Annotated in this window: 19 protein-coding genes and 1 rRNA gene; 1 reads left to right on the top strand and 19 read right to left on the bottom strand. The window is 61.3% G+C overall.

Annotated features, from left to right (window positions below):
* Positions 1–84: 84 nt before the first annotated feature.
* From FHU41_RS00325 to FHU41_RS00240, 18 genes are all read right to left on the bottom strand, one after another.
* Complete coding sequence (locus FHU41_RS00325; RefSeq protein WP_179387697.1) at positions 85–549, bottom strand: 8-oxo-dGTP diphosphatase; 465 nt, start codon at positions 547–549, stop codon at positions 85–87.
* A gap of 27 nt (positions 550–576) precedes the next feature.
* Positions 577–2,034: a DUF5129 domain-containing protein gene (locus tag FHU41_RS00320; RefSeq protein ID WP_179387696.1), complete on the bottom strand. Its 1,458-nt coding sequence runs from the start codon at positions 2,032–2,034 to the stop codon at positions 577–579.
* An 83-nt stretch (positions 2,035–2,117) separates the two neighbouring features.
* Positions 2,118–3,098: a site-specific tyrosine recombinase XerD gene (xerD, locus tag FHU41_RS00315; RefSeq protein WP_179387695.1), complete on the bottom strand. Its 981-nt coding sequence runs from the start codon at positions 3,096–3,098 to the stop codon at positions 2,118–2,120.
* Positions 3,095–3,745: an NUDIX domain-containing protein gene (locus FHU41_RS00310; protein WP_343046206.1), complete on the bottom strand. Its 651-nt coding sequence runs from the start codon at positions 3,743–3,745 to the stop codon at positions 3,095–3,097. Before FHU41_RS00310 ends, xerD begins: the two co-directional genes overlap by 4 nt.
* Before the next feature lie 11 nt (positions 3,746–3,756).
* Positions 3,757–5,499 (bottom strand): CTP synthase, encoded by a 1,743-nt coding sequence (pyrG, locus tag FHU41_RS00305; protein ID WP_218846881.1) that lies wholly within the window; start codon positions 5,497–5,499, stop codon positions 3,757–3,759.
* Positions 5,500–5,545: 46 nt separating this feature from the next.
* Positions 5,546–7,243, bottom strand: coding sequence for a DNA repair protein RecN (gene recN, locus FHU41_RS00300; RefSeq protein WP_179387694.1), 1,698 nt, complete (start codon positions 7,241–7,243; stop codon positions 5,546–5,548).
* The gene (locus tag FHU41_RS00295) at positions 7,240–8,265 is read right to left on the bottom strand and encodes an NAD kinase (RefSeq protein WP_179389037.1); all 1,026 of its coding nucleotides are present in this window, start codon (positions 8,263–8,265) and stop codon (positions 7,240–7,242) included. Before FHU41_RS00295 ends, recN begins: the two co-directional genes overlap by 4 nt.
* Before the next feature lie 2 nt (positions 8,266–8,267).
* Entirely contained in the window at positions 8,268–9,125 is an 858-nt protein-coding gene (locus tag FHU41_RS00290; RefSeq protein WP_179387693.1) for a TlyA family RNA methyltransferase, read from the bottom strand.
* Positions 9,112–9,348 (bottom strand): hypothetical protein, encoded by a 237-nt coding sequence (locus FHU41_RS00285; protein WP_179387692.1) that lies wholly within the window; start codon positions 9,346–9,348, stop codon positions 9,112–9,114. The genes FHU41_RS00290 and FHU41_RS00285 overlap by 14 nt, the downstream gene beginning before the upstream one ends.
* Entirely contained in the window at positions 9,341–10,351 is a 1,011-nt protein-coding gene (locus FHU41_RS00280) for an HAD-IIA family hydrolase (protein ID WP_179387691.1), read from the bottom strand. The genes FHU41_RS00285 and FHU41_RS00280 overlap by 8 nt, the downstream gene beginning before the upstream one ends.
* On the bottom strand, positions 10,344–12,218 hold the full coding sequence (locus FHU41_RS14930; RefSeq protein ID WP_246279388.1) for a hypothetical protein: 1,875 nt from the start codon (positions 12,216–12,218) through the stop codon (positions 10,344–10,346). The genes FHU41_RS00280 and FHU41_RS14930 overlap by 8 nt, the downstream gene beginning before the upstream one ends.
* Before the next feature lie 245 nt (positions 12,219–12,463).
* Positions 12,464–13,336 (bottom strand): hypothetical protein, encoded by an 873-nt coding sequence (locus FHU41_RS00270; protein ID WP_179387690.1) that lies wholly within the window; start codon positions 13,334–13,336, stop codon positions 12,464–12,466.
* 250 nt (positions 13,337–13,586) lie between these two features.
* Entirely contained in the window at positions 13,587–14,060 is a 474-nt protein-coding gene (locus tag FHU41_RS00265) for an SRPBCC domain-containing protein (protein WP_179387689.1), read from the bottom strand.
* Positions 14,061–14,100: 40 nt separating this feature from the next.
* On the bottom strand, positions 14,101–16,050 hold the full coding sequence (locus tag FHU41_RS00260) for an ArnT family glycosyltransferase (RefSeq protein WP_179387688.1): 1,950 nt from the start codon (positions 16,048–16,050) through the stop codon (positions 14,101–14,103).
* Between the two features lie 27 nt (positions 16,051–16,077).
* Positions 16,078–18,000 carry an ArnT family glycosyltransferase gene (locus tag FHU41_RS00255; protein WP_179387687.1) on the bottom strand — a complete coding sequence of 641 codons (1,923 nt, stop codon included), beginning with the start codon at positions 17,998–18,000 and terminating at the stop codon, positions 16,078–16,080.
* Position 18,001: 1 nt separating this feature from the next.
* Positions 18,002–19,315, bottom strand: coding sequence for a bifunctional glycosyltransferase family 2/GtrA family protein (locus FHU41_RS00250; protein ID WP_343046205.1), 1,314 nt, complete (start codon positions 19,313–19,315; stop codon positions 18,002–18,004).
* A 107-nt stretch (positions 19,316–19,422) separates the two neighbouring features.
* The gene (locus tag FHU41_RS00245) at positions 19,423–20,970 is read right to left on the bottom strand and encodes a sensor histidine kinase (RefSeq protein WP_343046204.1); all 1,548 of its coding nucleotides are present in this window, start codon (positions 20,968–20,970) and stop codon (positions 19,423–19,425) included.
* Complete coding sequence (locus FHU41_RS00240; protein WP_179387685.1) at positions 20,967–21,716, bottom strand: response regulator transcription factor; 750 nt, start codon at positions 21,714–21,716, stop codon at positions 20,967–20,969. The genes FHU41_RS00245 and FHU41_RS00240 overlap by 4 nt, the downstream gene beginning before the upstream one ends.
* 191 nt (positions 21,717–21,907) lie before the next feature.
* Here FHU41_RS00240 and FHU41_RS00235 point away from each other — a divergent pair, with 191 nt between their 5' ends.
* Positions 21,908–22,702, top strand: a complete 795-nt coding sequence (locus FHU41_RS00235; protein WP_179387684.1) for a hypothetical protein — start codon at positions 21,908–21,910, stop codon at positions 22,700–22,702.
* A 141-nt stretch (positions 22,703–22,843) separates the two neighbouring features.
* On the opposite strand, the gene rrf is transcribed toward FHU41_RS00235, so the two are convergent.
* Positions 22,844–22,960: ribosomal RNA gene (gene rrf / locus FHU41_RS00230) — 5S ribosomal RNA — on the bottom strand.
* Between the last annotated feature and the right edge of the window lie 65 nt (positions 22,961–23,025).

Below are 23,025 nucleotides of genomic sequence, written 5' to 3'. Positions count from 1 at the left end.
CCACACCATCGAGTGTGGAGATCTGCACCTTATAAAAGGGTTTTAAGGTGCAGATCTCCACACTCAGCGGCTTTAAGGGGCGGGCTATTCCGCCGAGACTGCTTCCACGCCTTCACTATCCGCTGCCATCAAGACGGTGAAGTGCCGCTCCGGGCCTTTGAGCAGCGCGGGCAGCCAGTGCTCAGCATCCTGCCACATGCTGTTCAACGGCAGCTCTTCAAGCGGATGCCACTGCGGTGCGATTTCTTCGGTCTCCACCGGCGTCCCTAACCACCTTGTGGCGCTAAAAACCGAGGTATCCATATCCCAGTCCGGCCTGGCCGGAAACCTAAACTTGACCGTTCCCCGGAACACCAGCTCGGCTTCCTCAACCCGCACCGAAGTCTCCTCGAAAACCTCCCGGACAGCGGCTGCCGTCGTACTCTCCCCCGGTTCCACATGCCCACCGATGCCGACAATTTTCCCTTGGCCGAAGCCGGTTTTCTTCAAGCCGAGGAGTACCTGATCTTCACGAAGCAAGAACACCAAAGTCACCGGAGCAGCAGTCATGGCCTCAGTCTAGGGCTCGCTACCGAATTAGAAGTGCGAGGAGCTACCCGAGCCAGAAAAACTACCGCCACTGTGGCCGTAACCGGTGGAACTGCCGGAGGAAGACGATCTGCTGCTCTGCACTGCGCTCTGCCCCGCATCCACCCCGCTCTGGAAGCTCCAGATCGAGATAAAGGGCAAGTTCGGATAGCTAACGTCCAAGATGCTGCCAGAACTCCGCCGGAGTCGGTTACTCTCTTCGCTTTGGCGTTCCTTCATCTTCTGGCTCATCAGCTCCGCCTCCTTTTGAGACTTGGTATTCGCTGCAATCACCGTTTGGGAATGTTGAGTGAGCAGGCCGGCCAGGCTGGACCGGGCATCGCGCAAACCGTCGAGTGCCTGGTCAGGAGTCAGTGAACCATCGGCCAGACCGGCGCCCCATTCCTCAATCGATGACCTAGTCTGCGCTGCTTGAGCCTCTAAGGCTGCCCGGCTCTCTGCGGACCCGGAGGTACTTCCGGTAGCTAGCATCTCCGCCATATTGTCCAGTTCCATGGTGAGCTTACCTGACTGGGACTGCCAGGCCTGCTGCCAGGTGGAGGACATATTGAGCAAAGCATTGGAATCGGCGATGACATCATCCAGACCATCCAACTCGGCACAGTCGCTCGCATACTTTGCAGCCAACCGCACTCCCTCGCTGCCGGACTGCTCAGGTTTCTCCATCGCCTCCAAACGGGTCTTCGACTCGGTTAGCTTTCGGTACCTTGAGGCAAAGCTATGCCAGCGCTCCAACACCTTGGAACCGTAGGCCGAGGAGGACGGGATGGTGCTGGCATTGAGTTCAGTCACCTCCAGGTTGAGGGTGACCGAGGTATAGGACCGACCTCCCTCGGCCATCGATTCGGCGAACTTTCTCCGGTTACTGCTCCGATGTAGCTGCCAGCTACCCACTCCGACGACGCCCACGCCACCGGCGATGCCAACCGTCCAGAGCAGTGCCGGGGCTCGATACCAGGGCCGGGCAATCAAGCCCGCGGCGGACTTCACCCCTTCGACGGTGCCGTCGGTCCACTGCGCCTCCCGGAAAAGCTTCTTAGTGGCTTCCTGAATCTCCTCCTGCTGATCCAATGAAACCTTCCGGTCCTCACCGAAGTAAGTACCGACCTGCCGCCCCTGCGGATCCAGAGCAAAGATAAATAAACCATCCGCCCACTTTTGCTGATCGGCGCTGAGCCATTCGGGATGTTTGGAGCGTGCGTAGTTCAGAACTTCCTCGTTCAGATTGTCCGAATAGTCGCCGTTGCGGGTATAGATCACCACTTTGGTGGGGACATAGAAATCTAGCTTCTGAAGTGCGGGAATCAGCTGCGGCTGATAGAGAACTCCCGCAGTGTCTTCGACCACGATCTGGCTGGGTGAGTCGGCAAAAGCCGCCGGAGCGGCGGCCGTCAAGGTGAAAAAGAGCACTCCGAAAAGCGCAGCAATACGTTTGGCTATTCTCATTAGGCTCTCCCCAGAATGCGCGAAATAGTTCAACCGATCATAAATCGATCCGATGCATTTTCAGGCATTAGTTTGAGGAGAGTTCAACCCATTGCGCGCGGGTGCGCGGCCGCATACACTTCCCGCAAAGTATCAACGGTTACCAAGGTATACACCTGAGTGGTGGTGACCGAGGCGTGGCCAAGTAGCTCCTGTACCACCCGCACATCCGCGCCGCCCTCCAACAGATGAGTGGCAAAAGAGTGCCGCAGCGTGTGCGGAGAAACGTCCTTGGTGATCTGAGCGCGCTCCGCGGCAGCCTTCAAAATGGTCCAAGCACTTTGCCTACTCAGCCTGCCGCCGCGCGCATTCAGGAAAAGAGCGGGAGTTGCCTTGCCCTTAGCGGAAAGCAGCGGACGGCCCCGGACTAAGTAGTTTTCGACGGCGCGCGCGCCATAGGAGCCCAGCGGCACCACGCGTTCCTTGGAACCCTTGCCAAAAAGCCTTACGACGGCGGTCTCATCGCTATCACGCCCGGCACCTACCACGTCATCCACGTCGAGACCGATGGCCTCGGAAATTCTAGCCCCGGTGGAATAGAGGAATTCCAATAGTGCCCGATCACGCAGCCCGGTGGGACTATCGTTTCCAGCCATTTCCAGAATGCTGCTTACCTCGGAAACGCTAATCGCCTTCGGCAAGCGGCGCCCGGGCATCGGCGGATGCACCTCGCTGGCCGGATCCGCCGTGCTGATCCCTTCCAGCGCCCAAAACTTATGCAAGCCGCGTACCGCGACCACTGTGCGCGCAGCCGAGCGGACACCAAGCGCGCTGGCACCATCGGAACCAGTAGAGATAGCCTGGGCAAAATCCGTGACGTTCCGAGGAACGATCTCCCCAGGGGTGCGAAGGCCCTCGGCGGCCAGGAAGTTCAAATATCGATTCAGATCGCGCCGGTAAGCAGCCATCGTGTTGACCGCCAGCCCCCGCTCCACGGCGAGGTGCTGCAGGTAGTCGCGCAGCGCCCGACTGAGCGCCACCGGAAGCTCGATGGCTTCGGCGGGTTCCGGCGCTGCGCTACTCATTGGCTGGACTGCTGGCTGGGTTGTTGACTTGGATGCTCGGGCCAGGGCGTATCCGCCGGACGCAGTCCCTGGAATCCGGAGGGTTGCCCGGCTGCCGCGGCGAGTACCGCACTCACCGCGCTGAAACTGTGCAGCTGACCCGCCAGAACGGCAGCAACCGCCTCCTGAAGCGGAACCCAACGCAGTGCGATTTCGGATTCCTCCGCGGTGCGCTGATGACGATCGACTTCGGGCACCTCGGAGATGCCACGGGCCAAGTAGATCCGTACCGCCTCGGAGGAAGAACCCGCTGAGTTATACACATCGAGCAACAGCTTCCAGTCGGCGGCCAGCAAATCGGCTTCCTCCGCCAACTCTCGGGCGGCGGCAACTTGAAAATCCTCACCCTCAACGTCCAAAAGACCCGCCGGGATCTCCCAGAGCGAAGCACGCACCGGATGCCGGTACTGGCGCAACAAAAGCACCCGGCCGTCGTCGTCCAAAACCAGCACGGCCACCGCGCCCGGATGAGCTATGTACTCCCGGGTGAGTTGCTCACCTCCAGCACTCAGCTCAAAGGTATCCCGCTGCACATCCCAAATTTTGCCGTGGAAGGCTACCTCCTGGCTCAGGACGGTACGAGGGTCCGGGACATCCTGTAACGGCACTCGAGGCTCCCTCAAACTTCCAGTAGCCGGGTTTCGCTTTGCCGGACAAGCGCAGCCCTAATCAGTCCGCTGAACAAGGCGTTTGGCCTGGTGGGCCGGGAGGACAATTCCGGGTGCGCCTGGGTGGCCACGTAGAAGGGGTGTACCTCGCGCGGCAACTCAACATATTCAACCAGCTTGCCGTCCGGGGAGGTTCCGGAGAACACCAAACCAGCGGCAGCGAGCTGATCGCGGTATTTGTTGTTCACCTCGTAGCGATGCCGGTGCCGCTCGCTTGCGGTATTCGAACCGTAAGTCTCGGCAACTACCGAACCTTCCAGCAGCTTGGCTTCGTACAGGCCCAGCCGCATGGTGCCGCCCAGATCGCCCTTGCCATCGACAATGTCGAGCTGCTCTTCCATGGTGGCAATCACGTGATGCGGCGCATCCGGTTCGAACTCGGAGGAAGATGCGCCTTCCAAGCCAACCACATTGCGCGAATATTCGATCACCATGCACTGCAGGCCCAGGCAGAGCCCGAGCGCCGGCAGCTGATTCTCGCGAGCGAATTTGAGCGCCCCGAGTTTGCCTTCCAGGCCGCGGATGCCGAAGCCGCCGGGCACGCAGATCGCGTCCACGCCGTCGAGCGCCTTGGCAGCGCCCTCCGGAGTAGCGCAGAGGTCCGAAGGAACCCAACGAATATTTACCTTGGCCGCATTGGCGAAGCCACCGGCCCGCAAGGCCTCGGTCACCGAAAGGTAGGCGTCCGGCAGGTCAATATACTTGCCGACGAGTGCCACCTCCACCTCGTGTGAGGGGTTGTGCACGGCATCGAGCAGCTTGTCCCAGGTGCTCCAATCCACATCGGTGAACGGCAGGTCCAGGGCACGCACAATGTAGGCATCCAAGCCCTGAGAGTGCAGGGTCTTGGGAATGTCGTAGATGCTCGGGGCGTCGGCCGCGTTGACCACTGCATCGGTATCCACATCGCACATCCGGCCGATCTTGGCACGCATCGCATCCGGCACTTCCCGATCGGAGCGGATCACAATGGCGTCCGGCTGGATGCCGATCGACCGTAGCGCCGCCACGGAGTGCTGGGTGGGCTTGGTTTTGAGCTCCTGGGAAGGACCGATATAGGGCACCAGGGAAACGTGCAGGAAGAAGACATTGGATCGGCCGATGTCCTGGCGGACCTGGCGGGCCGCTTCCAGGAAGGGCTGAGATTCAATATCGCCCACCGTGCCACCGATTTCGGTGATGATGATGTCGGGAGCCTTGCTCGCCGTCGGGCCATCTAGGTGCTCGGTGGCGGGAAGCCGCATCCGACGCTTGATCTCGTCGGTGATATGCGGAATCACCTGAACGGTGTCGCCGAGATACTCGCCGCGGCGTTCCTTAGCGATCACGGTCGAGTAAATCTGACCGGTGGTCACATTGGCTGAACCTTCCAGACTTTCGTCCAGGAACCGCTCATAGTGGCCGATATCCAGATCGGTTTCGGCGCCGTCTTCAGTGACGAAGACTTCGCCGTGCTGGAAGGGGTTCATCGTGCCGGGATCGACATTGAGATAGGGGTCGAGCTTCTGCATGGTCACGGAAAGACCACGAGCTCGAAGGAGATGTCCCAGGCTGGAGGCGGTCAAACCTTTACCAAGGGAAGAAGCCACACCACCAGTGACAAAAATATGGCGGGTAATAGCCGCCGAAGAGCCGTTGGAGGGACTTGAGAACCGGGAGAATGATCGCTGCACCACGGAGTTCAAGCCTATCATCTACACGGCCTGCGGGGTACCGATTCCGGCTGCTATTTGTCGCGAACTAACTCCGAGCTTCGTCCAATAACTCCTGGGCATGAGCCTGGGCACTCGCCGAATCCTCTTGTCCGGCCAGCATTCGCGCCAATTCTCGCACCCGCTCGGCCTCATCAAGGGCTTGCACATCCGAAGAGGTGAAACCGCCCTCAGAAGTTTTCAGCACCCGGATATGACTATCGGCAAAAGCCGCCACCTGCGGCAAATGGGTGACCACCAGAACTTGGACATGCCGAGCCAGCATGGCCAACCTGCGGCCGATCTCCACCGCAGCCTTACCACCCACCCCGGCATCCACCTCGTCAAAGACGAAGGTCGGCACCGGGTCGATGGCGGCCAGCACTACCTCGAGCGCCAGCATCACCCGCGATAACTCACCGCCGGAAGCCCCCTTGCCGACGGGCCGGGCCGGCGCCCCGGGATGCGGTTGGAGCAGGATCGCTATTTCATCGGCACCGTGCGGTCCACGAGCGGCCTCGGTCACCTCCAGGTGAAGAGCCGCATCGGCCATCGCCAAAGCCGCAAGCTCAGCGGTGACTCGCTGCCCCAGCTCTTCGGCTGCGGCCCGTCTGGCCGTGCTCAAGGCATCCGAGGAAACCAAAAGCTGGCGATCCAAGGCCTCTACCTCGGCCTGTAGCTCTTCAATTTTCGTGGAGTCATCCTGCAACTCATCCAAGCGGGCGCGGGAGGCTTCCGCCCAGCTCAGCACCTCGTCGATGCTCGGAGCATACTTACGTGTCAGTGCTCCCAGCTCCCCTCGCCGGTCTTCGATAGCGGCCAGCCGCCCCGGCGCATCGGAATCAAGCGAGGAGAGATAGCTGGCCAGTTCCGCCGCCACATCGGCCAGCAGGTAACCGAGTTCGGTCACTCGCTCAGCCGAGCTTCGCAGTGCCTCATCGTGTTCAGCCACCTGATCCAAGGCTCGCCGCGCGGAATCAACCAGGGTGCTAGCGTCCAGGGCGTCACCGTAATCTTCGGCGATCAAGGCTTGATGAGCCTGCCCCGCCGCCTGCCGGAGAGATTCCAGGTTTGCCAGCTTCACGGCCTCGGCTTTGAGGCTTTCGTCCTCCCCTGGCTGCGGATCGAGGGCATCTATTTCAGCGAGCGCCTGGGATAGCTCCGCGGCCTCACGGGCCCGCTCCCGGCCGTTTTCGCGTAGCTCGTCCAGCTCGTTCTGTGCGGTACGCCAACGTTCGTAGAGGCTCCGGTACTCGGCCAACGAAACGGCGAAATCCGGACCCGCAAAGGAATCCAGGGCCTCCCGCTGAGCGGCCGCGCTCTTCAACCGAATCTGATCCGATTGTCCATGCACCACAACTAGTTGCTCGCCAAGTTCAGCCAGCACGGAAACCGGGGCGCTCCGGCCGCCAATAAAAGCCTTACTCCTACCGTCCGCACCGACGCTGCGAGCCAGCAGCAGCTCCGCCTGGTCCTGGAAAACCTCCAGCTCCGCCCCTGCCTGCTCAGCCCGGTGTAGCGCGGCGTGACCGGCGGGCAGCCGCACGGTTGCCTCCGCGGAAGCCGCCTTTGCCGCCAAGCGCACCGCACCGGAGTCGGCGCGACCACCCAGCAGAAGTCCGACGGCGGTCACCACCATGGTCTTACCCGCGCCGGTCTCGCCGGTCACCACGGTGAAACCGGGTTCCAGGGGCAGAGTCGCCTCGGCGATGACGCCGAGGTCTCGGATTCGGATTTCTTCGATCACGGCGTCGGCTCTTCCTCCGGACTCGCCGTCCGGTCCTTGGCCTGGCTGAGTTGACCGGCTGGGAGTCTCCGCTTGGCTTGCACGACGGGGATTGGCCTGGTGCCAGCGCGATCGGCTTCCGGAACGGGGCCACGCCACCCCTGAATGGGGAGCTGGAACTTGCGTACCAGCCTCGCGGAGAATGGCACCGTGGAGGTACGGGCCAGCCGCACCGGAGTCTTAGACCGGGTCACTTCGATGCGTGAGCCCGGCGGTAGTGGCCAGGAACGGCGGCCGTCGCACCACATCACCCCGTGAGCGCCATTGCGTTCCAGAACTTCCACCGCGAGGCGGGATTGTGGGGAGACCACGAGGGGACGGGCGAAGAGGGCATGAGCGCTGATCGGCACCATCAGCATGGCGTCCACCTCGGGCCAGACCACCGGTCCGCCGGCGGAAAATGCGTAGGCGGTTGAGCCGGTTGGGGTTGCCATCACCACACCGTCGCAGCCGAAGGCGCTCAGCGGGCGGCCATCGACTTCGGTAACTACCTCGAGCATCCGTTCACGGTCGCTCTTCTCCACCGAGACTTCGTTCAAGGCCCAGGTATGGGCGGCTTTTTCACCGTCCACCCAGAGCGTGACATCGATCGTCATGCGCTCCTCCACCGTATATTCCCGGCGCACCACCCAGTCGACGGTCTGAGCCAAATCAGCCCGCTCGCTTTCGGCAAGGAAGCCCACATGCCCCAGATTCACACCCAGTAGCGGCACATCGAGTCCGCGGACCAGTTCGGCCGCGCGCAGAATAGTTCCGTCACCGCCCAGCACCATCACCAGTTCGAGCTCCGTGAGCTCAACATCCTCGCCGAGGGTCTGCGCAGGAACGTGTAAAGGGCCAAAGTGAGCCACCATATCGGCAACATCCTCGGCGGTCATCACCGCTTGCAGGCCAGCGGAGCGCAGTTGTTCGCATACCTGCAGCGCTGCGGTCATCGAATCTTCCCGGCCGGTGTGGGCAAGAATCAGCACACGTCGATCCAGCGTCATCCAACTACCTTTCTGCTCGCCTGTTTGCCTATTTGTTTCTTGGCTTGCTCGCCCGGTTCTCCGGCTGGCCAGTGTTCTTCTAAAAACTCCTGCACTCCGAGCTTAGACTGTCCCTCTGACTCTCCTTTGGTCAACCAAAGGAAATATTCAACATTCCCGTCCTGTCCGGGCAGCGAGCTGGAGGCCAGGCCACGGAGCTGGAGTCCAGCGCTCCGGGCGGCCTCGGCCACTGTCTGGACGGCCCGCCGTCGTTCCTGTTCGGAGCCCACTACCCCGGTCTTTGATAGTCTCTCCCGCCCCACTTCGAATTGGGGCTTGACCATGAGTAGTAGCTGGCCTCCCGGAGCGGTGGCTTGGGCCAGTGGCTCGATGACCAAAGTCAGCGAGATAAAGGAGAGATCCGCTACCGTCAGCCCAGCCTGGCCGCCGATCTGCTCGGCGCTCAGCTGACGGACGTTAAGTCCTTCATGTACCTGGACCCGTGGGTCCTCCCGCAGCTCCGGTACCAACTGGCCGTGCCCGACGTCGACCGCCACCACTTCGCGGGCTCCCGCCTCCAGCAGGACTTGACTGAAACCTCCCGTGGAAGCACCAGCATCCAGGCATCGCTCCCCCAGCACCGAGATCGCCGGGAAACTGCCGAGTGCGCCGAGAAGCTTATAAGCCGCGCGGGAAACGTAGCGGTTAGATTCGCTAGTCCGCACCGTGATCTGCTCATCGCCGCTCACCAGTTGGGACGGTTTCAGCGCGGGTTGACCACCGATCAGCACCGCCCCTTCCGCGATCAGCTTGGCCGCTTGGGTCCGGGAGCGGGCGAGTCCGAGAGCGAGGAGTTCCTGATCAAGACGAGGCATGGTCCGGGCTGGAATCCAATTCGGCGAGCAAATCATCATGCAATCGCTGATACAGCGCAGGATGAGCCTCGGTGGGCAAATCCGGTAGTTGTCCGAGCCCCACTAAAACGTTGTCAACGGCAGAGTCGCCGGTGGCGGCCACTGCCTCGGGCCAACTCGCCGGCTCCGTTTCAAGCAAGGAACCCTGCTCGCCGGGGAGCGGAAATTCTCCGGATTCAGCCATGCCGCCAGTCTATCGTCGGCATCACGGGCTGCTCGGTATTGGGCAGCGCGGCCCACCAAGCAGCGCATCCAGCCCGCCAGCCGTCTAGCTCGCAGTCTGGATTCTGCCCGTTATCCTGGCTCGGGACCGTGATACTCAGGCGCTGCTCCGTTACCGTGGCGGTGGCTTGGCCACAGTGCCAGCCAGCCTCGTCTTGGACGATCTGCGGATACGGTTGATAGAGCCCGGCCAGGGTTGCGATCAGATAATCAGGCCGCTCGACGCTGCGCGCCGCCAAGGCAGTCTGGACCGTGTCGATACCGGTCAACACCAAGACGGTCGGCATATCTGCCTGATTGCCACCGAGGATGTCGGTGTCCAGACGGTCCCCCACCACCAGCGGCTTATCCGCAGCGAGTCGACTGGCGGCCAGGGTAAACAAAGTCGGCTCCGGTTTGCCTGCCACTACGGGGCTGGCTCCGGTCGCATTGGCGACGGCGGCCACGAGGGAGCCATTGCCAGGTGCAATACCGCGAGCCAGCGGAAGGGTCAGATCGGTATTGGTGGCAACCCAAAGCGCACCGGCCTGAATGGCGAACGCAGCCTCGGCTAGGTCAGCCCAGCCCAGTCCTGGGTCGAATCCTTGAATGACTGCCTCGGGCGATTCCTCAGCAGTGGAAACAACTTTCAGGCCTTGGCTTTCCACCTCGCGGACCAGGGCCGCACTGCCGGTGACCAGAACCTTAGCTCCGGCCGGAACCCTTTCGGCAAGTAGCGCGGCACCGGCCTGAGCAGATCCGAAGACCTGTTCCGTGGTGGCGGGGGCGCCCAATTCCCGCAGATGCCCGGCAACCTGCTCTGGAGTACGTGAAGCGTTATTGGTCACATAGCCGAGGGCTATGCCGTATTTTTCGAGTTTCTGGAGGGATTCGATGGCTCCTGGAATGGCGTCCGGACCGGCGTAAACCACGCCGTCCAAATCACTCAGTAGAGCGTCATGAGCCTCGATCAGACTTTCAGTCATTGCTCGGATTCTCCATGGATTCTGATCCGGGCTGGCTGAGCGGCCGCTCGACAAGCTCCGATTCCTTAAGCTGAGTCTCGGCTTGCTCCGATTCCTCGGTTTCGTCCTCATCCTCGTCTAGATCGATGATCTCTGGTTCTTCGTCTCCACTCAACGCTTGATCGGCGAGCGCGGCCTGACGGAGCCAGGATTTAGCTTCCTCTTCCCGGCCAACCGCCCGTAAGGCATCGGCGTAGGCACGGAAAAGTCGTGGTGAATAAGAGAAAGCTCGATTCTTATCCAGTTGTGGAATCTCCAGGGCGGCAAGGGCGGCATCCTGCTGGCCCAAATCTGCGCGGGCACCGGAAACAACCATGGCCAGTTCCACCTGGCCGGCGGTATCCAGTTCGGCGGCTTCTTCGCTCCGGGCCACATCAAGGGCGCGATCGGGACGTCCCAGGCCGCGTTCGCTATCCGCCATTAGCGGCAGATGAACATTAGAGCCCGAAATCCTCCGGAAAGTACGGAATTCGCGTAGGGCCTCGCCGTAGTGCCCGGCGGCGTAGGCCGTAAGCCCTACCGCTTCGCGTACCGCGGCCAGTCTGCCTCCCCTACGGCTTGCGGCCAAAGCATGTTGGAAAGCCAGCTCGGGGTCTTCATCAATCAAGCGGCCGGCCATCACCAGGTGTTTGGCCACCCACTCGCCGTTACGGGTCTCCAGGGTGCGAAGCTGGGCACGGGTGACCTTGTCCAGTTCCGCACCGGTCACGCCTTCTTCGATATCTGGCGAACGCTCACGATCTGGCCGGTTCGCGCTGCGCAGATCGCGCGGGTTGTGGACCTTGGCCGGGGCCTCGTTGTCCTCACGGCGACCCCCAAATCGAGGGGCACCGCCGTACGAGGAACCGTTCTGAGAGGCGCCGTTCTGGGGCCGGGAAGTACGCTCAGTGCGCTCGGGCCGCCAGCCACCTTCAGTGCGAGGGGCGCCGGCTCCTCGGGGAGCCCGATCAGACTGGCGGTTACCCTCGGCACGGAAGCCACGCTCCGAGTTTCTCGGGCGTTCGGCGCCGGAGGAACGCTCCGAACCGAAAGGACGGGCACCTCGCGAGTCGCGGTCAGTTCTTGGGGGCCGATCGGAGTTGTCGAACCGTCGATATCCGTTGGCGTCGCGCTCCTGCGCAGGGCGCTGCCCGGGACGGTCTTCACGAGATTTCCAGGGAGCCCGACGTTCACCGTCCGGGGTTCGCGCCCCGCCACGGTTCCAATCGCCATCGGAGCGACCGCCAACTGGGCGGCCATTTCGCGGCGCACCACTGCTCTCCGGACGGCTCGGACGTGATTGTCCTTCCCGGTCCGAGCGGAAACCCCTGTCCTCTCGACGTGGTTCCCGGCGATCGTGGTTCGGACGGTCATCGCGGCGGTTGTCATCCCTGCGACCCTCGTAGCGTTCGCCGTAGCGACGCTCACCGCTGCCCCCACGATCATTGTCACGGCGACCGCCGGCCGTGCTTTGTTCAGTTCTACGGTTGTCGTAACGGCTCTGACCGTCACGGGAATCGCCTTCGCGGTAACCACGGCTCTCCGCAGAGCGCCCCTCCCCATTACGTCTCTCACCGGCACGCCCCTGATCGGCACGTCCTTCACCGGCACGGAAGTCCCGCCGCTGGGAATGATCGTGAGCACCGCCCTGAGCATCACGATCCTGAGAACGATTCTGCGAGGTCCGGCCCTGCGAGCTAGCCGATGAATTCCACCCTTGCGAGCGTCCTTGAGAACTCCGCGGGGCATCTTTGCCGGAGCGGAAAGAGGAGCGATCGACTCCTCGCCCACCGCGGGAATCGCCGGTTCGAGGTGCACGGCTCCGGTCGTTGTCACCGTGGTCAGCCATTTGTACTCCTCGTCCCGCGAACGGCGCCATTGGCCCGTTCTCCCCTATTTATTAGTTGATTAGGCTTCTATTCTAAGCGAATCCTTCCCTTTCTTCATCGACCGCCCTCCCTGGTCTCTATCCCGGTCTGAGTTGGCCCGCCCTGGAGCGGGATTTTGCTCCTTCAGCACGGCGACCTTGCGCTCGGGCGGCACTTCCTTCGAGCTTTCTCCAAACCGAAAGCAGAACCCATCGAGTTCGGGGTCTCACTGGGACCAGCTGCTAGATCCCAGTGAGTGCTCCGACTCACCGGGATGGAGTTTCTCAGAGGCGGCGTCGTGGTAGATCCGGTTCAGTGCTCTCCGTACTAAGTCAACGAACTCCGCCGGTCGGTGTACAACGAGAGCGTAGCCGACCCGCAAGACGGGAAAGCCTCGCAAGGTATACATATTGAAGCGGCGTAGATCCTCGGTGAAGTCACTTTCGCTGAGATGGAACTCCTTGCCCATGAGCTCAAGCGCCAGGACGCCGTTAACACACTGGTCCATTCTGCCCATACCCGCCAAGAACACCTGAGAACTCACCACAAACCCAGCCTCCTCCAATCGGTAACGTGAGGCGACTTCAAGCGGAGATTCGGCGTGAACATCCACACGGGCGAGTACCGAACGTGCTTTCTGGTCGCGCTGGCCTCGAATTCTGAGCTGAAGCTCAGGAAGCTGAACTCGCCGCTGCCGAACCGCCGAGGTCAGCACCACCAAGGCTTCTAAAGGTTCGGCGCAGCGCAGCACCTGAAGCAAGACATCAAGATCGCTCAGCGGGAGCTTCGCACGATGCTTAATAAATCCTGGCACGGTCCCGCCACGATCAATTGCCAGATGTGGCTTCGTCGGTGTGCTCAGCACCCAAAATCCGCGATCCTGGGCAGCAGTTAGGCACGCCGCTGCCCCACCGGCCAGGTACATCTCTCTGCGTCGCTGACTCGCCTGCGGCAAGCTATACACTCCATAGCCGCAGTGCAAGATCTGCTCGGTCTCAACGGCACGCCCTAAACTCGAGGACGAAACCCCCGAGTTGATCAACGTTCTCCATCGCGCAACACCACCATGTGCTCTGAGGACGGCTATTGGATCGGTCATCTGAACAGTCTTCGCCAGCGTTCCATCAGCCACCAGATGCAGTCACCTGATTGTGAGGAATCGGGTTGAATTACCCAGTTGGGGAGGAATAGTGGACGGCGAAAGCCCGAAAGCAGAACCCATCGAGTTCGGGTTCTCAGTGGGTTCTGGCAGCATCGCCCAGGGAGATGACCAACTCAGTGGGGATGACTTCGCGGACACGAAAATCAGGAGCAAAAGCAAGCACTGCGCCCAAGGAAAACTCGGAGGATCAGCCGCCCATAAATCGGACGTATCGGCCCAGGATGAACGGCCAATCCGAGTACTTCTCATACTGCGAGGCGCCGGCTTGACCCGCCGCCCAGCCATCCTGAACCAGCCGAACCCGAGAGCCGCCGTCGTCGGGCTCAAAATCCGCCCGCAGCCTGGTTGGCCGGGCCGGATCGCCGCCGAGAAAAAAGTCCAATAACACGCTGGCTGAAGGCTGCCACTCCAGCACCGTTCCCCACAGGTACCGCTCTCCCGCAGCGGATTCCTCCAGCAATGACTGTTGTTCGAAGCCCAAGTGGCTCTCCGCCCCGAAGGCACTGTACTCGGCTAATGGCCACCAAAGATGAATGAGGTCTGTAAAAGCCTTGAAGGCCTGCTCGGGAGGCACCGGCACACTTACCGATGTCTCCCGAGCAGGCAGCTCCGCCTCGCTAACCGGTTCGATGACCGGCTGGTCTGAAAACAATCCGTCCATCTACTCAGCCTAGTCACGATTCGGCAGATACCGCTTCCGATTAACTTGCCGACAGGTTATAGACGGTCACCCCGCCCACCGTGCTAGCGGTGTAATTAGCGGCCACCCAGCTGTTAATCTCGTTGGCAGCATCGCTGCCCGAGGAACTCGCCCCGGAGATGGTCCCGGCAATCAAGAAATGGATCTTCCCCGCCGCCACCAAGGCTTTGAATTCGTCCAGGGTCGGGGCCGGATCGGTGCCGTTGAAGCCTCCCAGCGCCATCACCGGTAATTGGGTAGCTAGCTGATAACCGGCGGCGTTGTTCGAGCCAACCACGGCGGCCGCCCAAGTGTATTTCGAAGCATCCGATTCGAGCAGGCTGACCAGTTCGGAGCTCGGAGTGGTCGAGTTCAGCAATCCACCTATCCCGCCACCGCCACCGCCGGTTCCGGCTGTCCCAGTCCCACCAGGACGGCCACCGGCTTGAGCGCCACCGGCAAATCCGCCGCCCGGACCATTGGAGCTTCCGGATGGGCCAGCGGTGACAATCGCCCCGCTATGTCCAGTGGTCAGAGTAGCCACGGTGAAGGACGCCGGCCCAGCCAGCACGGCCAACACCGCCACGGTTGCCACCAGTCGGCGCCCGGCAACCGGGAGGAAGGCATTCAAGATCAGTCCGACGCCGGCCACCAGACTTACTCCGGCCACGAACCACTTGAGCCAGGGCAGGAAGTCGGAGCTGCGGTTCAGCAGGATCCAGCTCCAGATCGCGGTGACGAAGAGCACCCCCGCCAGGACCAGAGACACCGCTGGGCTCTTACGACGTTCCCAAAGCAGCGCCGCACCCAGTCCAACCACGGCCGCTATCGCTGGAGCCAGCGCCACCGAGTAGTACTCGTGAATGATTCCAGCCATAAAGCTGAACGTCGCCGCGGTGACCAGCAACCAACCACCCCAGATAAACAATGAAGCCTTCAAGGATGAGTTTCCGGTGGCAGAAGCTCCCGAGACTACTGGGGACCCGGATTCAGCGGTTCGCGGCACGGCTCGTTGCCGCCAGAGCAGCACCGCCGAGGCCACCAAGAGGATCAACGCCGCAGGCAGCAACCAAGATATCTGCCCGCCGAAGCTTGAGCTGAACAGCCGACCGATCCCGGTCTCTCCCCAGCCACCATTACCGCCCACACTGCCCGATTCGCTACCATCGATCCTGCCCAGACCGTTATAGCCGAAGGTCAATTCCAGAATGGAGTTGCTTTGCGAGCCTCCTATATAGGGCCGTTGATCGGCCGGAGTGAGTTCCACCAGTAGAACCCACCAGCCCGCAGCCACTACCGCGGCAGCACCGGTGGCGAGCAATTGCAGGAGCCGCTTACCCCAGCCCACCGGGGCGTAAAGCAAGTACGCCAGGGCGAAGCCCGGAACCACCAGCAAGACCTGCAGTTGCTTGGTTAGGAAGCCAAATCCCACCAGTAGCCCCACCATGATCGTCCACCGCCAGGCACCCGATTGCACGGCTCTGAGGGTGGCGTAGGCCGCCAATGTCATGAGCAGCACCAAAAGCGCATCCGGGTTGTTGTAGCGGAACATCAAAGCCGCTACCGGGGTCAGGGCTAGCGCTAAACCAGCCAGTAACCCGGCCTTCGTAGCACCGGTGGATCCGGCCGGGAAGGCTCGTTTCACCGCGAGGTAGAGCACCCCAACACTGGCCACACCCATCAGTACCTCCGGCACCAGGATGCTCCAAGAGCTCAAACCGAAGAGCTTGACGGCGAGCGCCATGAACCAGAGCGAGGCCGGTGGTTTGTCCACCGTGATGGCATTGGCAGCATCCGAGGAACCGTAGAGGAAGGCCTCCCAGTTCGCGGAGCCAGCCTGGGCAGCGGCGGAGTAAAAGGCATTTGCCCAGCCGGAGGCGCTGAGGTTCCACAGGTACAGACCCGCGGTGCCGATCAGCAAAACCCAAATACCGAGGCGGTCTAATAGAGATCTTCGTAATGTCGAAGCCATGTTTTTCCCTCTCCAGGTTTTCCGGGCCTAGCCCACGAGCTTGTAGACGGTGCTATTGCCCACCGTGGTTGCCGTGAAGTTCTGCTCCACCCAGGAGGTGATGACCGAACTCGTTCCCGTGCCGCCGCCAGCGCCGCCGCCTTGTCCGCCGGAGATGTAATAGCTGATCTCCCCTGCGGCCACCATGGCTTTGAACTGATCGAGGGTGGGGTAAGGATCTCCGCCGTTCCAACCGCCCAAGGCAATCACCGAGGTGCCGGAGGACAGCTCTAGGTCTGCGGCCGAAGAAGCACCGCTGGTAATCGCGGACCATTTGGTTGTGGTTTTGCTCAGCAGTTCGGAGAGTGCGCTGGAGCTACTACCCTCAGCTCCGCCGGCTCCGCCCATTCCGCCGCCCATGGCCGACGCCGTCGGACCGGAAGTGGGGATCGAACCGGTATGGGCTTGACTAACCGTGGCCAGGGTCCACGCCGTGCTGCCAAGACCCACGGAGAGTACGGAGGCCAGGATGAGCGCCGCGGCACCAGCCTTCAGACCGGATACTCGCCAACGATCGACGCCGAGCACCATTCCGATCGCGGAAAGCACCCCGAGCGCCAGGATGAGGTACTTCAGCCAGGGCAACCAGCTGGCGTCGCGGCTGAGCAGCACCGCAGACCATACCGCCGAGCCGCCGATCATCAGTGCCAACACGATGCGCACCGAAAGCTGCGCCCGTCCGCGCCACAATTCAACCGAGCCGATGCCTAATAAGGCTGCTACCGCGGGAGCCAGTGCCACCACGTAGTAAGGGTGAATGGTGCCGCTCATAAAGCTGAAAGTAAGTGCGGTAACCAGTAGCCAGCCGCCCCAGAGCACGAGTGAAGCGCGCACCGCGTCCGTCCGCTTTGCCCTCCGGGTAAACCATAGACCAGCTACTAGGGCAAGCAGAGCAGCAGGGAGGAACCAGGAGACTTCTCCACCAAATGACGCTCCGAACATCCGGAGTAGCCCGGTCGCACCGCCGAAGCCGGTGTTCTGTCCACCGGTCATACCGCCGCCTCCGCCGCCGTTACCACTGCCGCCGAAGATCCGGCCCAGGCCGTTGTAACCCAGGGTGAGTTCCCAGAAGCTGTTGTCCTCGGAACCTGCCATATAGGGCCGAATAGAGGTCGGGGTGAGCTGGAAAATAAGTAGGTACGTTCCAGTCACCGCAATAATGCCGCCGATGGCTGCGAAGAGGTGCGCTATCCGCCGTCCCAAACCAGTATTTGCCGCCCAAAGATAGGCCAGCCCCAAGGCCGGTACGGTGAGGAAACCTTGCAGCATCTTGGTCAGAAAGGCCAATCCGATTAAGGCTCCGGCAAAGGCCATCCACTGCCAGCGCGGTTTCCCGATGGAACGCACCACAGCATAAGCGGCCGCTACCAGGCACAGCGTGAGCATGGCATCCGGGTTGTTGAACCGGAACATCAGGGCCGCTACCGGAGTGGCCGCGAGCGCGCCACCGGCAATCAGCCCGGCCGCCGGTCCGGACACCCGTTTCACTGCGGCGTAGAGCAGGGCGACGGCGGCCACCCCCATCAGCGCTTGCGGCAGCAAGACGGTGAAGGACGAGAATCCGAAGACCCGGCCCAGCAGTGCAGGCAGCCAGAGCGAGGCGGGTGGTTTGTCCACGGTAATGGCGTTACCTGCGTCGAGCGAGCCGAAAAGCAGAGCGGTCCAGCTCTTCGTTCCCGCTTGCACGGCGGCAGCATAGAAACTATTGCCGTAACCCGAAATGGTCAGGTTCCAGAGGTATAAAACAGCGGTGGCCAGTAGCAGGGCGATGGCCGAAGGCCGGACCCAACGGGCTTGTTTGATTTTCTTCTCGCTTCGCAGCCGGTCCTTACGCATCGGGCTGCTCGGCAGCTCGGATTCTTCGGGGCGTTCGGTTCTTTGGACGATCTCGGTAAGTGCGGTGGTAGACATATTAGGCTTCTTCCTGGATGTGCTTGATGCCTTTTTTGAGCAATTTCTCGGTGCCAATTGACGTGGTTTCTTGATCGGGAGCCGCCCTGAAAACCCACAGTCTGAAGAGCAGGAACTTCACTAAGGTGGCAATCAGATTGGCGAGCACCACCGCGATGATCTCGACCATCCGGCTGGGGCTACCCAACTGGTGTACGCCCCAGAGGGCACCAGCGCTGAGCGCCCAGCCCAACCCAAAGACCAGCAGGCCGTGGAACTGGTGCCGGACCGCGCCGGTAGTGCCCCGGTGGCCGAAGGTGAAGGTGCGGTTGACCGCGGTGTTGGCGATCGCGGAAAGCAGCAGCGCGGCTGCATTGGCTAATTGCGCGTCCGCCACCCAGCGGAACATGACGAAGAGCAGTAGGTAGAGCACGGTGGAGGCAACGCCGACCACGCCGAAGCGGATCAGCTGCCCGAGCAGCCCTTGCTTAGCGGTGGAACCTGGCTCTTCGGCTTCGGAAACGAGCGACGGCCTAGCCAGCGCGGAACGCAGTTGCTGAACCGGGATCCGGCCGTTCACCAGTTCCTTGCTGACTCGAGCCATGCCGCGCAGATCGGCCACCGCGGTAGCCACCACATCCACCTTGGAGTTCGGGTCGTCGGTCCAGTCCACCGGGACCTCGTGAACTCGCAAGCCACAACGTTCGGCCAGCACCAGCAACTCGGTGTCGAAAAACCAGGCCGGATCCGAGGTGTGTGGCAGCAGCAGTTGAGCAACATCGGATCGAATCGCTTTGAAGCCACACTGCGCGTCGGAGAAGTTCGCTTGCAGCAGGCCGCGGAGCAGCAGGTTGTAACAACGCGAGATGATTTCCCGCTTCGGGCCACGAACCACCTGGGAGCCGCGCGAGAGCCGGGTACCGATGGCCAGGTCCGAGTGGCCGGAGACCAGCGGGGCCACCAACGGCTCCAGGGCTTTCAAATCGGTGGACAGGTCCACATCCATATAGGCCAGAATCGGCGACTTGGAAGCTTCCCAGACGCTGCGCAGGGCATTCCCTCGACCCTTCTCGGCGAGATGCATCACGGAAACCTCTTCGAACTCCCGGCTCAACCCTTCCGCTATCTCCAAGGTGCCATCGGTGCTGGCATTATCCGCGACGGTGATTGCGAAACTGTAGGGAAAATGCTGAGTCAGATGGAGGTGCAGCCTGCGCACGCATTCGGCGAGGTCCAATTCTTCGTTATAGACAGGGATGGTGACGTCGAGGACCGCAATACCCGGTTCGGCGTGGATCGGCTGGTGTAGTGCCGGAGAAGTGGCTGCATGCTCCACTTGCGCTCTCTGGGGTGAAGTTGTGATGGTCATACTTCACTGTCGGACGAACTTGTTAACCCAGCTTAGATCGAGCCTTTGTGGTAGCTGTGGGAGTCAGCCAAGGGCTATTTTTCTGATTTCAGCTCCGGAAGGCGGACCAGGAACTCGGTCCTACCGGGCACCGAAGTCACCCGAACCTTGCCTCCGTGCGCCTCCACAATTGCCTTGACGATCGGCAGACCAAGCCCAGTAGTGCCGTCGACGCCGGAGCGCGCCACATCGGCGCGGGCAAAGCGGGAGAAGATTTCCGGCAGAAAGTCAGGGGCAATGCCCGCTCCGTTATCGGTCACCGTAATCACGGCGCTGCCGTCTGCGGAACGCTGCAAGCCGGCTACTACCTCGGTGCCCGGGTCGGTGTGTTTACGAGCGTTGGACAGCAGATTCATCAGTACTCGGTGAAGTTGACTCTCGTCACCACGAACCAACAGCGGCTCTTCCGGCACCTTAATCTCCCAGCGATGCGGCTGGGGGTTTGCCTCACCGGTTGCCGAGTTGGGCCTGCTCAAGTCTGAGATCCGCATATCGCTGACAGTTTCGATCAGCAGCTGAGTCAGGTCAACCTCGGCTAGCGCCAGTTCGCGAGACTCGTCATAGCGAGCCAGTAGCAGCAGGTCGTCAACCAGACCGGACATCCGGCCGGCTTGGGACCGGACTCGTTCGAGCGATTCCCTGCCTTGCTCGGAGAGCTTTTCGGTCCGGACCACCAGCTCGGAGTACCCCTGAATAGAGGTCAAAGGAGTGCGCAGCTCGTGGCTGGCATCTGCCACGAACTGCCGGACTTTCAGTTCGCTCTGGTGCCTAGCAGCCAGCGCGCCCTCAACATTGTCGAGCATCCGGTTGAGCGCATAGCCCACCCGGCCCACTTCGGTCTCGTTATCGCTCGGATCAACGCGTTCTACCAACGCCACCTGACCGGCGTCGAGTGGCATCCCGGCCACTCTATTGGCCACCTCTGAAACGTGTTCCAGCGGTCGTAGGCTGCGCCTGATCAGCAAGGTTCCAAGCACGCCGCTGAGCAACAGCGCGAGCAAAGCCACCAGGATGAGAGTGTTGCGTAATGAGGAGAGGGTGTTGTTCTTGGCGCTCAGTGGCAGCCCGGTGATCACGGTGCTGCCGTCGGAGGCCACCACTGCCTCAATCCGGTACTCCCCCATTGAGAGCGTGTAATTTTTCGGTCCGCTGCCGGGCTGAATTGCGGTAAGCACCGGGATGTCCGAACTGGCGAAACTATGCTGAGTGCGTTGCGGATCGACATCCACCCAGCCGCCGTCGGCGGTATCTAGTACCCCACCGGTGACGTGCGCGCTCAGGATGCCCTCCCCCTGGCCAGGTGCGTCCAAGGGGTTGGGGCGGGTGGTGGATTTCGTATCGGTACCGGAAGGCGGAGGATTCTTATTCACGAATTGGGCCGCTGCATGCGCCGATCGGTCTAGCTGATCGTCGAGTTGAGCGGTCAGATAGGAATCCATCGAGAAATAACTGGCCACGCCCATTCCGCTACCAAGCAGCGCAAGTAGCACCAACGAGACCAGGATGAGCTTGCTGCGCAGTCTCCATCTGGAGAACGGTTTACGCTTCTTCGAGGTAAAGACGGCACCCGAAAGAGAACTCACGTGGCCACTTTGAGCACGTAGCCCGCGCCCCGCACGGTGTGGATGAGGGGCGGTTGGTCCGCGTCTACTTTCTTCCGCAGATAGGAGATATAAAGCTCGACAATATTTGCATGCCCACCGAAATCTGACTTCCAGACCTGATCCAAGATCTGGTTCTTGCTGACCACCGTCCGGGCGTTCTCCATCAGATAGCGGAGCAGTTCAAATTGAGTGGTGGTGAGCGTGATGTCACGGCCACCACGGTGCACCTCGCGGGTGTCCTCGTTGAGCACCAAGTCTCCCACCACCAGCTCTGCCCCACCGACGTCGGCGATACCGGAGCGCTGGATCAGTCGGTAGAGCCGCAACACCAGTTCTTCCATGCTGAACGGCTTGGTGACATAGTCATCGCCCCCCTCGGCCAGCCCCTCCACCCGGTCGGCAACCGAGTCCTTGGCGGTGAGGAAGACGGCGAGTACCCCAGGTTGGAAGGCTCGGACCCTTTTAAGTACTTCGAGGCCGTCAAAAATAGGCATCATGATGTCCAGCACCATAATGTCCGGACGGAATTCCCTAGCGGCGGCGACCGCACTTGGACCGTCAACTGCGGTGCGCACGGTCCAGCCAGCCATCCTTAGCCCGATATTGATCAGATCGAGCAGATTCGGCTCATCGTCTACCACCAGCGCACGGATCGGAGAACCGTCGGGGTGAGATAAATTGCGGAAACGTTCCAGGAAAGCGTCGTTATCTGTTTCTGATCTCATGCTAAAAGTCTCCCTTGCCCCATTACATCCATCTTAATCCCCAGCTGTGCGCAGGCTGTGCACGCACAGCTTCAAGGGGCGACATTTTCTCAATCACAGAATAGCGAGAAATTCAGCACAGCCTAGGCAAATGAGTTCTGCGGAAGCTAAAGGTACAAGATCATCAACTACCGACCGTCAAGGAGAGAATCATGACGAACACACCTGAAAACACGTACCGGCCAGAGGACGAACCGTTTAACGAGGACCTGCGCAGCGATGCCACCCATCCCACCCAGGTACTACCCTCGGCCGCCAGTAACACCGCAGCTCCGGGCGCCCCGCAGCCGGGTTCACCGGTTCCCGGGACAGACCCAAGCAATATCCAGGCAGCCTGGGGTGCTCCCAGCACGCAGAAGGGTAAGGGCTGGACGGTAAAGCGTGGACTAGTGGCTGCCGGAATCGCAGTGGTCATCGCCGGTGGCGGCGGGGCAGCGGTTTACGCTGCCACGAACTCCTCCTCCAGCAGCACAACGCAGGGGCCCGGCGGAACCCAAGGTGGACAGGGTATGGGTGGGCCGATGAGCGGCACCGGCATGTCCGCTGGTCTGGGAAGCGCTGTGCGCGGTGAGTACGTCGTTGAGGAGAACGGCAGTTACGTCACCAAGCTCATGCAGACAGGCGAAATCACCGCGCTCAGCTCTACCTCGGTCACGATTAAGAGCGCCGACGGCGTTAGCCAGACCTATGTGGTCAGTTCCAGCACCACGGTAAGCACCAGCAGCCAGGCAGCCGGTGCTCCGGGTGGAGCTCCCGGTTCCGGAACTGGTACTGGTACTGGAACCAATTCAGGTACCGGAACTGGAACCAATTCAGGTACCGGAACGAACTCCGGCACCAGCACCGGATCCATTTCGGATCTGGCTACCGGCAAGACCGTGCGGATTGTCGCAAGTAAGAGTTCCTCGGGGAACGCTGCGGAGAGCATCTCTCTAGTCACCAGCTAACCGAAAGTCCTCAGCAATGTGGTGGGTTTGGGTGGTTGTCCAGGCCTGCCACATTGGTTTGGTGGTTTGGTTGTTGGTTTGTTTGTTGTTTGTTAAAGGAAGAGAGCCTCTACGTCTTCGTAGAGGCTCTCTTTACTGGTTGTCCGGCGGTGTCCTACTCTCCCACACCCTTCCGAGTGCAGTACCATGGGCGCTGTGGGTCTTAGCTTCCGGGTTCGGTATGGGTCCGGGCGTTTCTCCCACGCTATGGCCGCCGTAACTCTAACCCCGACCCGTGACCCCCTTTGGTGGGGTGTGGGTGGGAAAATTGTTGGAGTTGTGGT

The sequence above is a fragment of the Psychromicrobium silvestre genome (assembly GCF_013408295.1).
Lineage (GTDB): Bacteria > Actinomycetota > Actinomycetes > Actinomycetales > Micrococcaceae > Renibacterium > Renibacterium silvestre.
This window is presented reverse-complemented; position numbering and strand designations above follow the sequence as displayed.

Excerpts from the sequence above, each read along its gene's own strand:
- FHU41_RS00290 (WP_179387693.1), bottom strand. The coding sequence starts at position 9,125 with ATGCCTCGTCTTGATCAGGAACTCCTCGCTCTCGGACTCGCCCGCTCC.
- FHU41_RS00320 (WP_179387696.1), bottom strand. The coding sequence starts at position 2,034 with ATGAGAATAGCCAAACGTATTGCTGCGCTTTTCGGAGTGCTCTTTTTC.
- pyrG (WP_218846881.1), bottom strand. The coding sequence starts at position 5,499 with ATGATAGGCTTGAACTCCGTGGTGCAGCGATCATTCTCCCGGTTCTCA.
- FHU41_RS00240 (WP_179387685.1), bottom strand. The coding sequence starts at position 21,716 with ATGAGATCAGAAACAGATAACGACGCTTTCCTGGAACGTTTCCGCAAT.
- FHU41_RS00265 (WP_179387689.1), bottom strand. The coding sequence starts at position 14,060 with ATGGACGGATTGTTTTCAGACCAGCCGGTCATCGAACCGGTTAGCGAG.
- FHU41_RS00280 (WP_179387691.1), bottom strand. The coding sequence starts at position 10,351 with ATGACTGAAAGTCTGATCGAGGCTCATGACGCTCTACTGAGTGATTTG.
- FHU41_RS14930 (WP_246279388.1), bottom strand. The coding sequence starts at position 12,218 with ATGGCTGACCACGGTGACAACGACCGGAGCCGTGCACCTCGAACCGGC.
- FHU41_RS00235 (WP_179387684.1), top strand. The coding sequence starts at position 21,908 with ATGACGAACACACCTGAAAACACGTACCGGCCAGAGGACGAACCGTTT.
- FHU41_RS00325 (WP_179387697.1), bottom strand. The coding sequence starts at position 549 with ATGACTGCTGCTCCGGTGACTTTGGTGTTCTTGCTTCGTGAAGATCAG.
- FHU41_RS00260 (WP_179387688.1), bottom strand. The coding sequence starts at position 16,050 with ATGGCTTCGACATTACGAAGATCTCTATTAGACCGCCTCGGTATTTGG.
- FHU41_RS00255 (WP_179387687.1), bottom strand. The coding sequence starts at position 18,000 with ATGTCTACCACCGCACTTACCGAGATCGTCCAAAGAACCGAACGCCCC.
- xerD (WP_179387695.1), bottom strand. The coding sequence starts at position 3,098 with ATGAGTAGCGCAGCGCCGGAACCCGCCGAAGCCATCGAGCTTCCGGTG.
- FHU41_RS00285 (WP_179387692.1), bottom strand. The coding sequence starts at position 9,348 with ATGGCTGAATCCGGAGAATTTCCGCTCCCCGGCGAGCAGGGTTCCTTG.
- FHU41_RS00270 (WP_179387690.1), bottom strand. The coding sequence starts at position 13,336 with ATGACCGATCCAATAGCCGTCCTCAGAGCACATGGTGGTGTTGCGCGA.